Raw genomic sequence first — 13,495 nt, forward strand, 5'->3', positions numbered from 1 at the left:
TCCAGCATTTGGCCGTCGGCGCCGCCCGCGGCTGACATCGCGGCCGCGGACGCCATGACCTGCGATGCAGGTTAGTCCGTGCCCTTTGCTGCAGACTCGGCCTCTGGCAGCGCCGGATAGTCGGTCGGGTAGAGCCCGGCCGCGAAGCCGTACACCACATCGCCTCCGCGCGGCAGTTGCGCGTAGTCGTTGGCGAGCTCCAGGACTCGCGCCCAGAACTCGAGGGCCCGCTCCCGCGGGATCCGCACGTGCCGCACGATCGAGGAGAGCTGATCTGCCCGGTGCGCGGGGACCGACTCGCTCGCGGCCGTGGCGAGATCGTTGTTGCAGTACGGCGCGGCGTCCCCGTCGGTCGGGCCGACCGCGCCGACGCGGAAGATGCGCGCGGTGCGGCCGTAGTAGCGCTCGTCGATGGCACGCACCCGGCGGGTCCGCACGACCTTCAGCAGCTGGGCATCTACCAGGACGCTCACGTGGTGCGCGACCGTGCTCTTGGGGCGGCCGAGTGCCGCGGCCAGTTCGCTCACCGTCGCGGCGCGTTCGAGGAGCAGTTCGAGGATGGCGTCACGCAGCGGGCCGGCCAGCGCGCGGAGCTGGGCCGGGGCCGTCACGTCCGTGACGTCGGCAAGGTCGTAGTCGGGGAGGCGGGGATTGTTCGACACCTCTCGATTATTCTAAAGTTCCGGATCATTCGCTACTCACAGGCAAGGGGTTCGGGCATGACAGAGGTCGTACTGTTCCATCACGCGCAGGGGCTGACTCCCGGAGTCGCCGCTTTCGCCGACGAACTCCGCACGGCCGGCCACACCGTCCACACGCCCGATCTCTTCGACGGGCGTACCTTCGGCTCCCTTGAGGAGGGCCTGGGCTACGTCGAGCAGATCGGCTTCGGCGAGATCACCGAGCGCGGTGTCCGTGCGGCCGAACACCTGCCGCAGGACACCGTCTACGTCGGGTTCTCGCTCGGTGTGCTGCCCGCCCAGAAGCTGGCGCAGACACGGCCGGGCGCGCGGGGCGCGCTCCTGTTCCACGCCTGCATCCCCGTGTCGGAGTACGGTGCGGCGTGGCCTCACGGTGTGCCGGTACAGGTGCATGCGAAGGAGGCCGATGCGTTCTTCGCCGAGGACATCGACGCCGCCCGCGCGCTCGTCTCCGACCGCGCCGACGCGGAGATGTTCCTGTACCCCGGAGACCAGCACTTGTTCGCGGACAGTTCGCTGCCTTCCTACGATCCGGACGCTGCCAAGCTCCTGACCCGGCGGGCGATCGAGTTCCTCGGCTCCGCGTAGGTGCGCCTGGGACCGGTCGGCGTCCCCTTTCCGATCGACCGGTCCGCCGACACGAAGGGACGCGTTCGCTGTCGACCAACCGGGCAAGCCGGGGGTCGGCAGGGCGTAGTGCCGCACCAGGGGCGCATCGGTATAGCTCGGGCCTGGCGAGGGGGTGGGGTGGGCGGGACATCGCCGCGCCAGTATGGTGCCGCCATCTGGGGGGACGGGGGCGGCGACCGGAGGAAACGGACAACCGCATGGACTACTGCGTGGGATGCGGGAGCTATCTCGCTGGGGCGGAGGCGTGCCCGACGTGTGGCCGTGCCCACGATGGCGTGGCCACCGGGTACCCGCCATCACGGCCGCACCCCCTCTACCGGAGCGGCGTCCCGCCGATGCCCGGGCCGCCGGTCTACGAGCACACGGGAACGCACGGGTACGACGGGGGCCACGCGGCCCCGCACACCTACGAGCAGACGCAGGCGTACGAGCAGACAGACGCGTACGAGCCCCTGGAGTCGTACGAGACAGGGCCCTTTCCCGAACAGGGCGGCGAGCCCGACGGACCAGGCCCGGCCGATGGAGACTTCGACCCCGGCACGGCCACCGGCTTCGACGCGGCCGCGGCTGCCGGTCCCGGTGACGGCGACGAGGCGTACGCCTCCCACCGGACGTCGGCGACGCGCCGCCGCGGCAAGGGCCCGCGCCGGGCGCGACGCCGCAAGGGCGGCAAGACCAAGCTGGCCCTCGGCGTCGCGGGTGGGGTCGTACTCGTCGGCGTCGTCGCGACAGGCCTGTCGGGGGAACTGTTGCCCACTGGTCCGACACAGGGAGGGCACACGGAGTCGCAGGCGTCGCCCACACCCGTCGACGAGTCCGCCACCGCACAGCCCGCAGCGAGCCGGACCGCGGGAGAGCAGGCTCGCCCGTCGCACACCGCGAAGCCGTCGGCATCGGCATCGGACGGCGACGTCTCCCACTCCGCGGTTCCCGCGTCCGCGACCACGGCACCGCCCGTCGCCACCCGACCCACCGCCGAGGAGCCGCCCCGGCCACAGCCGTCACCCACGAACGCGGGGTCGGACCCGACGCCCGCACCACGCCCCACACGGCCGCGGACCTGCTTCCTCTTCTGGTGCCCCTAGGCGATCGATGCCAAGGGCCCGACGTGAGCGAGGGCCTTGCTGACATGCTGGCCGGCATGGTGACACTCGATGGAAAGCCCGTATCCGCCGATGACCTGCTCCCCCTGGCCCTGCTCAACCTGGGGCACTTCACCTCGATGCGCGTCGATGCCGACGGCACCATCCGCGGACTGTCACTCCACATGGAACGCCTCGCACGGGACTGCAGGGCCGTCCTCGGCGCCGACCTGGACACCGGGCGCGTCCGCGAGTTCGTCCGCCAAGGCCTGGACGGGCGCGACCTGCCCTGCGTCGTCCGCGTCACGGTGTACGACCCGAGCGCGGACCTGGGACACCTGGCGGACGCCAACGATCCGCACGTCCTGGTGTCGGTACGCGGGGCCGGCACGATGCCCCTCGCGCCGCTGCGCGTCATGAGCGTCACCTATGAACGCGACCTTCCCCACGTCAAGCACGTCGGGCTCCTCGGCACCCTGCACGCCCGCCGCACGGCGCAGCTCGCCGGATACGGTGACGTGCTGTTCGTCGACCGCGACGGGTGCGTGACCGAGGGCAGCACCTGGAACGTGGGCTTCGTCGACCGGGACGGTGCCGTGGTGTGGCCGCGGGCCGACGTGCTGCCCGGTGTCACCATGGCGTTGCTCCAGGAGCGCGCCGAGCACCGGGTCGCCACCGTCACGTTGGAAGAGGCCAAGGGCATGGCGGCCGCGTTCGCGACGAACACGAGCTTCGGCGTCCGAGCCCTGGCGGCGATCGACGAGACCGGACTCGACGCGGGGCACCCGGTGTTGGACCGTCTCGGCGAGACGTACCGGTCGATTCCCGGCGAGACGCTGTAAGACGAGACCACGGAAGCGGCCCGCGTCCTCACGAGGGGGAGGCGGCCCGCTCTCCACGGCCACGGCCGGACCCGGAAGTTCCCTATGAGCACGGGGGCGTGAGCATGCGCGGCCCCAACTCGGCCGCCAGGCCTTCACTTCCGCGACGGCGCTCTCGGCAGCCGACGGTCGGCAGCCCCCGGAACCGTCGGCCCGCCCTGCCGCCGAGCTCCCCGATCCGGTGCGTCGGGCCGGGGTGTCGTACGAGGGTGCGGCCGTGGGCTGCATACCGGCTCCACGAGGACAGTCGACGCAGGTCACAAGCTTCCCGTTAGGAAGTCCATGCCAAAGCTTTACGTTTTATCACAGGCGATATAGAGTGTGATCAAGTCGCCGATCCGAGACGGCTCGAGGGAAAACTTCGTCGATCGGTGCCTAAGCATGCGCGCAGGTACTTGAGTTTTCACCGGGTATCGCCACGCGAGTGGTGAAGGGGGTGCGTGAGGATGCAGTCTGTCCCGCCGAAAAGCGAAATCAGAATGTACCGACCACAAGTGGATCCGTCCTCGCTGGAACGTCTCCGGGAGGTTCTGGAATCCGGCTGGATCGGGCTCGGGCCCGTGACGAATCAGTTCGAACAAGAGTTAGCACGCTCGGATTTGGTTGGCAAGTACCCGGTCGCCGTGAATTCCGGCACCGCGGCCCTTCATCTTGCGTTGGTAGTGGCAGACGTGCCCAAGGGCAGCGCCGTGATCGTGCCCGCCAATACCTTCGTCTCAACTGCGGCAGTGGCACTCCAGCATCAGTGCCGCGTGATTCTCGCGGACATCGAACGAGCGACGGGCAACATCGACCTGGGTTCGGTGCGGGAAATCCTGGAAGCGGAGCCGGATGTCAGCGCCATCTTAGCCGTCCACTACTCGGGGATACCCTGTGACATAGCGGGCCTGAACGAGTTATCAAAGCAACATGGAGTGACGGTCATCGAGGACTGCGCGCACGCCATCGGTTCGATGTGGCAGGGGCGTCCGATGAGCGAGTCACCACATATTCAAGCCTATTCTTTCCATGCGACGAAGGCCCTCGCCATCGGGGAAGGCGGATGCGTCACCTTCCCTGATGCCGCCTCCGCCGAGCGGGCAAAGCGGCTGCGCAGACTCGGGATCGACATGGGCGCTCGATCCTGGTCGAACCCTTACGACATCCCCGAACTCGGCTTCAAGTACAACATGGGCGACATCGCGGCGGCGGTCGGCCTCGCCCAGTTGGAAGGCCTGCGGGAGAAGCTGCGGAAGCGCAGGTCGATCGTGCGTCGCTACCGGGAACGGCTGGCCGGCGCACCGGTGGAACTCGTGCGCGAACCCCACGACTCCGATCGCTCCGGGGGCTTCGCCGTGCCGATCCTGGTCAAGGACCGGGAGCGTGTACGGAAGGAACTCGACGCCGCCGGAATCGAGTCCGAGATCTATTTCAGACCACTCGGCGAATTTCCGCTCGACGCGACGCGCCCCACACCGGTGGCGGAACGCTTCGCCCGCGACATCATCTGCCTTCCCATCCATCCGCTGATCAGCCTCGACGAAGTCGACTACGTCTGCGACCGGTTAAGCGGATGCGTGACATGAGCGCGTACGCGACGGGGGTCACACATGACATCGGTAAAACCAGCATGCAGGTGATCGACACTGTTCGGGAGCTGCGCTCGGAGTGTCTGCGCCGGCGTCATTCGCTCACCGCACGCGTTCTCCCCGTGCCGCTGGCAGACTTGCGCTCCTGGTCCATGACCGAGGACGGGGCATTGACCCACGAGACGGGTCGCTTCTTCCGGGTCGTCGGTGCAAGAGATCTGTCGGATCCGAATCAACCCCTGGAACAGCCGCTTATCGAGCAACGTGAAGTCGGAATGCTGTGCCTGTTCGTCACGCAGTTCGACGGTGAGTTCCACGGCCTGATCACCTTCAAATTCGAGCCGGGTACTCCGGACGGTATCGAAGTCGCGCCGACCGTGCAGGCCACCCGCAGCAACTACGAGGCCGCGCACGGCGGAACGCGGGTACCGGCCGCCGAGATCGCGCTGTCGGAGGAGGCGTGCACGCTCGCCGATGCCGTGCAGCGCGAGCAGGAGTCATGGTTTCTCGGAAAGGTCAACCGCAACCGCATCATCCTGCTCGGCATAGCCGAAGCCGTCGAAATCGCGCGGACCGTCCCGGAAAGCCGTTGGGTGCCGATACCGGTGCTGCTGGCGGCGGCACTGGAAAGTCGCCTGCTCAATATGGATCTGCGGTCGGTCCTGTCGATGTGGCCGCTGGAGGCCACCACGTCCCCGGACGCCCTCGGCCCGGTAAGGAGCGGACCGCACCAGACCGGAGAAGATCCGCAACCGGCGGGCTCGCATCCCGAACTCGTGCCGCTGGACCGGCTGTCGCACTGGCAAATGACGGAAAGCATCGAGCACCGACAGCGTCGGTTCTTCTCCGTCGTGGGCTGTCGAGTCGAAGGGCAGGGCCGTGAGGTCGCGTCCTGGGACCAGCCGCTGCTGGCGCCGGCCGGCATGGGTCAGTGCACGCTGCTGATCCGGCCGGGCCCCGACGGACCGGAGTTGCTTGTCGCGGAACGAGTCCGGATCGGATCCGTCCGCGGACCCAGTCTTGAGGCGCGGTTCCAGCGGGGCGACATCGCCGACCACACAACGGAGTCCCGGCGCCGATCGATGGTCGAGGAGTCGTCGGGTCTCGTCCGCTGCCGTGAAGTCCATTCCGCGGTACACACCGAGGAGGGCGGCCGGTTCCGCGGCGCCATCGCCACCTACCAGTTGGGGCTGCTCACCGATGCCGTCGAGGAGCAGCCGGCCGGCCGGTGGACGACGCTGAACGAGGTGGAGGCGCTCGACCAGCGCGGTGACCGGCTCAGCGTCGAACTGCGCACCTGTCTGACGATGATCAAGGGCCTCATCACGATCGGGTCCCTGGAACCATGATCGCGGCGATGGGAAACTCCGAGTACTTGAGCCGACGGACCGCGCCGCTGCTCCGGGAACTCAACCGCACCGACGACCCCCTCCTCGTGGGCACCGACCATCCCCGCGGGACGCGTACCGCCGTACCACCCGAAGGGATCGAGGTCACCGATCGCGACGCGGTGCTGGCCGACCAGAACGTCGACATCGTCTATGTCTCCAGTGCGACCGGCCGTCACTTCGCCGACTGCCGGGCGGCGTTGGCCGCCGGGAAGCACGTGCTGGTGGAGAAGCCGGTCTGTCTGGCGGCCGCGGAGGCCCGTGAGCTGGACACGATGGCTCGTGCCCGCGACCGCACGGTCTTCGAGTGTCTCTCCTACCCGTACCACCCCGCCTGGACCGGCTTCCTCGCACGGGTGCGCGTCGAGGACTGGGCGGGCCCGGTGTCCGTCTCCGCGGTCTTCCGCATACCGGGGCGAGAACCGACGGACTTCCGTCGGCACCCCCGCCACGGAGGGGCGGCCGCGGACCTGGGGACGTATTGCGTCGACGCGCTGGTGAGGCTCGGTGCCGTCGCCGAGGACCTCGACATCGGCGCGGTGCTGCTCGGTGGCTCGGAGAGCGACGGCGGGGCGGTGCTCACGAGCGGGCTGATCGACGGGCGCACCTTCACCCACACCGGATCGTGGGCCATCGGCGACTCCTATGCCAACAGCGTCGTCGTCGCGGACTGGCGTCGGCGTCTGGAACTGCTCCGCGCGTTCTCACCGCCGGTGGACACGCCGGTTCAGGTCGTCGAAAGAAGGCCGGGCGAACTCGAGCCGGCCGTCGTCGCGACCTCCGGGCCGACCAATGCGACACGCGCGTGCCTGACCGCGGGAACAAGGCACCTGCGGGATGCGAGGACGGCGGGCCTGGTGGACTGTCCGGTCATTCTGCGCCGCATCGCCGTGCTGGAAAAAGCAACGGCAATCTCTCCCGCGTAACCCACACCTCTCGACCGTAGATCGACCACGGCCCCGCTGCGGGCCAGAAGGCGGTAGGCAATGGGGGAAATCAACCCTGTCAAAGAACGAGTCGCCGGAATCGTGCTGGTAGGAGGCACCGGGTCACGGCTGTTTCCGACGACCCGTGTTGTCAACAAACATCTGCTTCCGGTTTACGACAAGCCGGCGATCGCATTCTCCATGGATGTGATGGCAGAATGCGGCGTCGATACCCTGGTCCTCGTCTGCAATGCGGAAGACGAAGAGATATATCAGAGCATCCCGGCCTGGCTCGGATACTCCGACATCGAAATCCGGACGGTTGTCCAGGAAGAGCCGAACGGCATCGCCGGCGCCATCGCCTGCGCCCGGGAGCATCTGGAGCCCGAAGGGTACGAGCGCATCGTCGTCGCGCTCGGGGACACGCTCTACGTGTACAGCTCGACCTGGGCCGGAGGCATCCTCAGAGAGACCGAGGCCACCGGGTGCAGCGCTGCGGTCGCCGTCATCGAACACCCCGATCCGAAGGACTTCGGGGTCGTCGAGAGCACCGCGAACGGCACGGTCCTCCGGGTCCGGGAAAAGGCCGATGTGCGTCACAGCAGCCAGGTGTGCACGGGTCTCTATTCTTTCGACGGCTCGATGTGGAAGCGGCTGGAGTCCATTGCTCCGTCCGGCCGCGGTGAATTGGAAATAACGTCTCTGCTCGAGTCGTACATCGATGACGGAGGCCTTGCCGCGGTGGCCGTACCCGAAGAGGCCGGTTGGTTCGACGTGGGCACGCCCGACCGTCTGGTCGACGCCGCGGTCGCCCGCCGCAGCCTGCTCGCCTAATTTCCGCCATACATCAGTGGAGTTGAAGTTGACTATTCAGCAGGGCAGCAACGACATGTCGGCCGACGCGGTCGACGAGATCGTCATCAGGGACGCCACGGAAGCGGACCGCGCCGTCATCCGAGGGCTTCTGCACGGCTCCCTCAGGAGGAACTACGACGGTGACCACGTCGCCCAGGCCGACCGCATCGTCGATGCGCATCTCGGCGGCGGCAAGGATCCCGTGGGCCACTTCTCGAAGACGCAGCATGTGTACGTCGCCGAGGCCGGTGGCGAGGTGGTCGGCGTCATGAACATCGCCGAGAAGCGCCAGGGCACGATGAAGATCAGCCCGCTCATCGTCAACCCCGACTTCCGCGGCTCCAACGGCGCCGGATCCGCGCTGCTCGCGAAGTCCGTCGAGGTGGCGAAGGCCCGCGGGGTCCGGCAGCTCTACGGCACCGTCGCCGAGCCGAGTTCCTGGATCGAGACGTTCTACCTCAACCGCGGCTGGACGTGCGGGTCGCAGTCGAACAGCCAGTACCGCCCCGGCGTCGTCGAGCACGCGATCTACTACAACGTCGACGGCGACGAGTCCGAGCCCGTCGGGGAGCCGCTGAAGTTCGAGGAGTACTCCCCGTCGAAGTACGAGGAACTCGAACGGTTCCTGATCTCCCGCATGGACGTCTTCGTCGACGGCATAGACGAGGACTTCGTCCGCGCCTTGGTGGCGGGGCACGAGCGGCGCGGCTCGGGTGAGGTGGAGTCCAAGTACAAGGAGATCTACCTCGGTTACGACTGCGACGTCCTCAGCTCGGTCGTCGCGTTCGGGCCGAAAAAGGGTGGCGCGGTCAAGCTGATGCCGCTGAGCGCGACATCGCAGCGCGCACTTCAGGAGACCCTCAGGTTCGCGCAGTCCTGGGCGGAGGGGCGGACACACAAGCTGTACACGCACCAGCATGTGGATCCGGCGGTGGTGACAGCGTTCCAGAGCGAGATGTGGACGTTGGAAGGCCTGCTCCCGGAGGCGTATTCCGGGAACAAGGTCGCCGCCCAGTGGGGCTGGCTCCCCGGCGAGACCACTCACCTGGGACGCAACTCCGACCGTTTGAAGGCGTACACCGAGCGCTTCTTGACGTTCGTTCAGCAGCGGGGTTGGGATCAGCTCGAAGAGGCGCGCAGCCTCGCGATGGCGGTCGGCGGTGAGGCCGGCGAGCTGCTGGCCGAGCTCCAGTGGCTCAGCGAGCCCGAGGTCGTCGAACTGCTCGGCAAGGACCGGGAGTTCAAGACCAAGCTGTCGTTCGAGGCGGCGGACATCCTCAACTACCTGATCCGCTTCGCGCGCTACTGCGACTTCGATCTGATCGAGGCGGCGGACAAGAAGCTGGCCGTCAACATCGACCGATTCCCCGTGGAGGAAGTGCACGGGTTGAAGGGGAAGCGGTACAAGGCCGACCGCTGAGCCCGGCAAGGCCGGCCGGTCGGAGAAGGAGTCGAAGCCAGTGAACATTCTCTTCGTATGCAGCGTGTACTACCCGGTGACCGGTGGTGCGCAGGATCCCATCGACCAACTCGGGTCCGAGCTGGTCGCACGCGGACACCACGTGGACGTGCTCACCAGGCATGTTCCCGACACCACACCGAAGGAGGAGGTGCGCAATGGGGTGCACATACACCGGGTCCCCAACGCGGTGCTGCCCTCCGACTTCAGGGCACTGACGGCCGAACTCCGGGAATTCATCCGGAGCGTCCGGAAGCCGGACGTCATCCATGTCGTCGGCCTGCGCCGGCCGCTTCCGATGATCGCGGAGCTGCTGGCCTGTCTGTGGCACGTGCCGGTCATCCAGACCGTCGGCGGCTACGACATCCCTGATGTCGTCGATCCCGATCCGCGGCTCGTCTGGCTGACCGGCCGGGACTTCGTCCTCCCGGCCATGCGGCGGGCGGACCTGCTGAACGCGGCGTCGGACGACCTCGCCCGGCAGACCGAGCTGCTGGTCGGCGAGAGGGCCCCGGTGCCCACCCTCTACGTGGGGATCGACCACGACCTGTTCAGCACCGCTGAGCCCCACGAGAACGCGGCCGCCTGGGGGCCCTACGTGCTGTCGCTGCGGCGCCTCGAGCCCGCCAAGTCCGTGGACAGGGCGATCGAGGCGATCGGTCTCCTGAAGGACGAGATCCCCGAGCTCCAGCTGGTCGTGGCCGGGGACGGCAGCGAGCGGGCCGCCCTTGAGGAGTACGCCGACCGGCTCGGCCTGGCCTCCCGCGTCCACTTCATCGGGGAGGTGCCGATCGAGGAGGCCGCCTCCCTGCTGAAGGGCGCCTTCGCCACCGTCGTGGCCTCGAAGTCGGAGGGCGGCGGCCTGGTGAACGTCGAGGCCCAGGCGGCCGGTTGTCCGGTGATCGCGACTCGGGCGGGGGGCATCGGCGAATACCTGGGAGGCGAGTCGGGCGCGCTGTACGTGGACGCACCGGACGGCGGACTGATCGCGCAGGCACTGCGCACCCTCTGGTGCGACCCGGAGGCCAGGGAGCGGCTCGTCGCGGCCGCACGCCCCCTGTCCGAGCGGCTGTCGACACGCGCGCTGGCCGCGGAGTACACGGCGGTCTACGCGGAACTGGCCAAGGCCCACCGGGCACGGGACTTCGTCCCCTGGGACACGATCACCGCAGCTCTGTGGGAGGACCTCGCGGTCCCCGCGGGACACGATCCCACCCTGGACGCCCCGTGGCGAGCGCCGCAGGCGGTCGAGGACCTGGTGCTGTCGACGGCGAATGAGGAGTTCCGCGCGCTCGGGCACGGTGCGGATGCCTTCTATTACCTGGCCTGGTCCAGCGGCGTGCCGGTCGGGCAGCTGCGAAAGGTGTGCGAGTTCGTGCTGCGGGCCACCGAAGGGCTGCCGAAGGACGCCGTCGCCGCCGGCCTGGAGCACGCCGCGGACTGGGGGCGCTTCGACACCGAGAGCTGCCTCGGATACATCCGGAATTAGGAGACGTATGTCGAAGGGTTCCACACCGCAGGCCAGCTCGGTGACGTCGAAGCGGTTCTACGACGCCTATGCACGCGGCTATGCCACGTACCTGGAGCGTCATACCCGGTATTTCCGCGCCGTGGAGAAAGAGATCGCCGCAGCGGCCGGGAACCGGCAGGGCCTCGCGTTGCTCGACGTGGGCACCGGTACCGGCGAACGCCTGCAACGCGTGGTCTCGGAGATCCGCCCCGATCACGTCGCCGCCATCGACGAGAGTCCCGAAATGGCCGCCCTCGCCCAGAGCAACTGTCCCGGCGCCCAGGTGCTGGCGATACCGCTCGCGGCGCCGGAGCTGCCGGCCGCTCTTTCGGTGCGGTTCGACCTGGTGACCTGTCTGTCGAACGTCCTGGGCCACATCCCGCGGACGCAACTGGTGCCGGGGCTGCGGCAGATCAGAGACCTGCTGAAGCCCGGTGGTGCGTTCGTGTTCGACGTCAACAACCGGTACAACGCCGTGACGTACGGTCGGCTCAGCGTGATCCGCAATGTGGCGCGGGACCGTGTGCGGCCCGGTGGTGGCGATTTCACGGCGTCCTATCGGGATGGCGACGCGGTATTTCACACCCCGGTTCATTTGTTCAGTCCGTCCGAAGTGGCCCGACTGCTCCGGGAGTCCGGGTTCAAGGTGGCGAGCCTCGGCTTCCGGGACTACGTCACGGGTCAAGAACGCGGCCGATTCGGCGGGAGCATCGTAGTGAAGGCGGTCAGCGCATGAGCGGTTCCCTCGTCCACGGTCCGAAGGTGTTCCTTGCGGCGCCTTTCGGAAACCATGTACGCGACAATGTATTCCTGCCGGAGAAGAAGGCTGAAATCCTCAGCTATCACACACGGCTCTCCGAACTGGGTGCCTCGGTCTTCAGCTCCCATATGAACGAGGAGTGGGGCGCCGCGGGCCTGCCGCCGGAGGACTGCATGCGGGACGACCTCCGTGCCCTCCACGCGTCGGACAGCCTGTGCGCACTCGTCGGTGACGAGCCCTCGGCCGGCGTCGCCTTCGAACTCGGTTACGCGGCCTCGGTCCGTCGGCCCACGGTCCTGGTCACCTCGTCCTTCCATTCGCTCTCCTCCATGATCCGCGGCATGGGAACCCTGCTCGAACTGGAGGTCGTCGAGGGAGACCTGGGCAGCCGGGCGGTCGTCGAGAAGGCCTGTTCCGTGGCGTTCGACCTCGGCTCGAAGTACCGGCGGTCGGACCGGTTCTGGGAGGACCCGGACGTCGAGCGGGCACTGAAGTTCCGCTCGCTGGGAGGAACGCGGTGAACGCACCGACCAGGGCCCCCGGCGGGGTGCGGATCGGCATCCTCGGCGTGAACTTCGGCTGGGGGCCGCACGCCGCGCTGGAGACCGTCATCAGCGAGATCCGGCGGACGGTGCCGGGAGACTGCCGAGTCGTCGCCTTCGGGAGCGAGTACGGGCGGTCCCTCATGGAGAGCGTCGTCGACGAGTGGTGCGAGTTCGACGGTTCGGACTACGACGCGCTGACGCGGGAGGCCGCCGCGAGGAGGCTCGACGTGGCACTCGTGACGCTGGAGGGGTTCGCCGCCCGCGCCTTCGAGGCAGCGGGTGTGCGCACCGTCTTCGTCGACCTCATGCCGTTCCTGTGGCACGGCGCGGACCTCGCCGTGCCGCCGCTGGAGGTGAGCCACTACCTCGCCCTCAGACTGCCCGGGCTGTCCCAGGAGACCCTCGGCTGGATGCGGGACATCCGCAACCTGCGGTGGATCGGCGCGGTGGTCCCGTGGCAGTCGCAGGAGGCGACGCGGCACTCGTACGGCTACGCCGACGGCAACCGGCGAGCGATCGTCACGCTCGGCGGGATGCTCGGCCTGACCACACGGGACACCACGACCTACCCGTCCCTGGTGCTCCCGGGGGCCATCGAGGCCCTGATCGCCACCGGATTCGACAGCATCCTCATCGCCGGCAACACCCCCCGGGCGGATCTGGACGCCATCGTCTCGCCGTACCGAGGGCGGGCGGAGTTCCGTTTCGGTCCGCTGACCCGCGACGAGTACCGCACGCGCATCGCGGAGAGCGCACTGTGCCTGAGTCAGCCGGGACTGATGAGTCTCCTGGAGGCGAGCTCCTGCGGGACGCCGCTGATCCGCCTGCCACCGCAGAACGTCTCCGGGTTCCAGCAGGCGGAGATCCACCGGATCGCGACCGGGGCCCACACCGGAGTGACGTGGCCCACCGACGTCGTGGACGAAGCGGTGGTCACGCGGAAGGCCGCGGAGACCGAGGCTGCCGGCAACGACTATGTCTACGGGGCGATCGCGGACGGTCTCCGCCGGCGCCTCGACACCACGCGCCGGTCCGTCCGGGCGCATCTGGAGCAGTTGATCCCGGAGTGCCTGGCGCTTCCCGCCGACACCTGGACCGGCCTGGTGGAGAAGGTGGGGACGGACGGCGCGAAGGTGGCCGCGGAGGTCGTGCTCGACACGGCCCGTACGGCCGCCGGAAATTGACGGGGC

The 13,495-nt window shown here is 68.2% G+C and carries 13 protein-coding genes; 12 read left to right on the top strand and 1 reads right to left on the bottom strand.

Translation table 11 applies throughout. The features are described 5' to 3' along the window. Window positions 1–71: 71 nt before the first annotated feature. A complete protein-coding gene (locus tag WAB15_RS34730) occupies window positions 72–662 on the bottom strand; it encodes an ArsR/SmtB family transcription factor (RefSeq protein ID WP_407288694.1) in 591 nt (196 codons plus the stop codon). 57 nt (window positions 663–719) lie between these two features. Between WAB15_RS34730 and WAB15_RS34735 the strand changes: the two genes are divergently transcribed. The 12 genes from WAB15_RS34735 to WAB15_RS34790 all read left to right on the top strand — a co-directional run bounded on the left by WAB15_RS34735 (window position 720) and on the right by WAB15_RS34790 (window position 13,489). After that, the gene (locus tag WAB15_RS34735) at window positions 720–1,289 is read left to right on the top strand and encodes a dienelactone hydrolase family protein (RefSeq protein WP_399145299.1); all 570 of its coding nucleotides are present in this window, start codon (window positions 720–722) and stop codon (window positions 1,287–1,289) included. Between the two features lie 377 nt (window positions 1,290–1,666). Next, a complete protein-coding gene (locus WAB15_RS34740; protein ID WP_407288695.1) occupies window positions 1,667–2,416 on the top strand; it encodes a hypothetical protein in 750 nt (249 codons plus the stop codon). 56 nt (window positions 2,417–2,472) lie between these two features. Beyond that, a complete protein-coding gene (locus WAB15_RS34745) occupies window positions 2,473–3,255 on the top strand; it encodes an aminotransferase class IV (protein ID WP_407288696.1) in 783 nt (260 codons plus the stop codon). Between the two features lie 533 nt (window positions 3,256–3,788). Next, complete coding sequence (locus tag WAB15_RS34750; RefSeq protein WP_407288697.1) at window positions 3,789–4,859, top strand: DegT/DnrJ/EryC1/StrS family aminotransferase; 1,071 nt, start codon at window positions 3,789–3,791, stop codon at window positions 4,857–4,859. Further along, a complete protein-coding gene (locus tag WAB15_RS34755; protein WP_407288698.1) occupies window positions 4,856–6,211 on the top strand; it encodes an NDP-hexose 2,3-dehydratase family protein in 1,356 nt (451 codons plus the stop codon). Before WAB15_RS34750 ends, WAB15_RS34755 begins: the two co-directional genes overlap by 4 nt. Window positions 6,212–6,219: 8 nt before the next feature. Beyond that, window positions 6,220–7,176, top strand: coding sequence for a Gfo/Idh/MocA family protein (locus tag WAB15_RS34760; protein ID WP_407288699.1), 957 nt, complete (start codon window positions 6,220–6,222; stop codon window positions 7,174–7,176). Window positions 7,177–7,236: 60 nt separating this feature from the next. Then, on the top strand, window positions 7,237–8,010 hold the full coding sequence (locus tag WAB15_RS34765) for a sugar phosphate nucleotidyltransferase (protein ID WP_399145306.1): 774 nt from the start codon (window positions 7,237–7,239) through the stop codon (window positions 8,008–8,010). A 28-nt stretch (window positions 8,011–8,038) separates the two neighbouring features. Beyond that, a complete protein-coding gene (locus tag WAB15_RS34770) occupies window positions 8,039–9,451 on the top strand; it encodes a GNAT family N-acetyltransferase (RefSeq protein ID WP_407288700.1) in 1,413 nt (470 codons plus the stop codon). A 40-nt stretch (window positions 9,452–9,491) separates the two neighbouring features. After that, window positions 9,492–10,979 carry a glycosyltransferase family 4 protein gene (locus tag WAB15_RS34775; protein WP_407288701.1) on the top strand — a complete coding sequence of 496 codons (1,488 nt, stop codon included), beginning with the start codon at window positions 9,492–9,494 and terminating at the stop codon, window positions 10,977–10,979. A 7-nt stretch (window positions 10,980–10,986) separates the two neighbouring features. Next, window positions 10,987–11,736, top strand: a complete 750-nt coding sequence (locus WAB15_RS34780; RefSeq protein WP_407288702.1) for a methyltransferase domain-containing protein — start codon at window positions 10,987–10,989, stop codon at window positions 11,734–11,736. Next, the gene (locus WAB15_RS34785) at window positions 11,733–12,281 is read left to right on the top strand and encodes a nucleoside 2-deoxyribosyltransferase (RefSeq protein ID WP_399145311.1); all 549 of its coding nucleotides are present in this window, start codon (window positions 11,733–11,735) and stop codon (window positions 12,279–12,281) included. Before WAB15_RS34780 ends, WAB15_RS34785 begins: the two co-directional genes overlap by 4 nt. Further along, window positions 12,278–13,489, top strand: coding sequence for a hypothetical protein (locus WAB15_RS34790; protein ID WP_407288703.1), 1,212 nt, complete (start codon window positions 12,278–12,280; stop codon window positions 13,487–13,489). Before WAB15_RS34785 ends, WAB15_RS34790 begins: the two co-directional genes overlap by 4 nt. Window positions 13,490–13,495 lie beyond the last annotated feature (6 nt).

The sequence above is a fragment of the Streptomyces sirii genome (assembly GCF_045690365.1).
GTDB classification, from domain to species: domain Bacteria; phylum Actinomycetota; class Actinomycetes; order Streptomycetales; family Streptomycetaceae; genus Streptomyces; species Streptomyces sirii.

Bases quoted from the DNA above. Each gene is read 5' to 3' on its own strand.
- WAB15_RS34780 (WP_407288702.1), top strand. From the start codon at position 10,987: ATGTCGAAGGGTTCCACACCGCAGGCCAGCTCGGTGACGTCGAAGCGG.
- WAB15_RS34735 (WP_399145299.1), top strand. From the start codon at position 720: ATGACAGAGGTCGTACTGTTCCATCACGCGCAGGGGCTGACTCCCGGA.
- WAB15_RS34745 (WP_407288696.1), top strand. From the start codon at position 2,473: ATGGTGACACTCGATGGAAAGCCCGTATCCGCCGATGACCTGCTCCCC.
- WAB15_RS34740 (WP_407288695.1), top strand. From the start codon at position 1,667: ATGCCCGGGCCGCCGGTCTACGAGCACACGGGAACGCACGGGTACGAC.
- WAB15_RS34765 (WP_399145306.1), top strand. From the start codon at position 7,237: ATGGGGGAAATCAACCCTGTCAAAGAACGAGTCGCCGGAATCGTGCTG.
- WAB15_RS34755 (WP_407288698.1), top strand. From the start codon at position 4,856: ATGAGCGCGTACGCGACGGGGGTCACACATGACATCGGTAAAACCAGC.
- WAB15_RS34785 (WP_399145311.1), top strand. From the start codon at position 11,733: ATGAGCGGTTCCCTCGTCCACGGTCCGAAGGTGTTCCTTGCGGCGCCT.
- WAB15_RS34760 (WP_407288699.1), top strand. From the start codon at position 6,220: ATGGGAAACTCCGAGTACTTGAGCCGACGGACCGCGCCGCTGCTCCGG.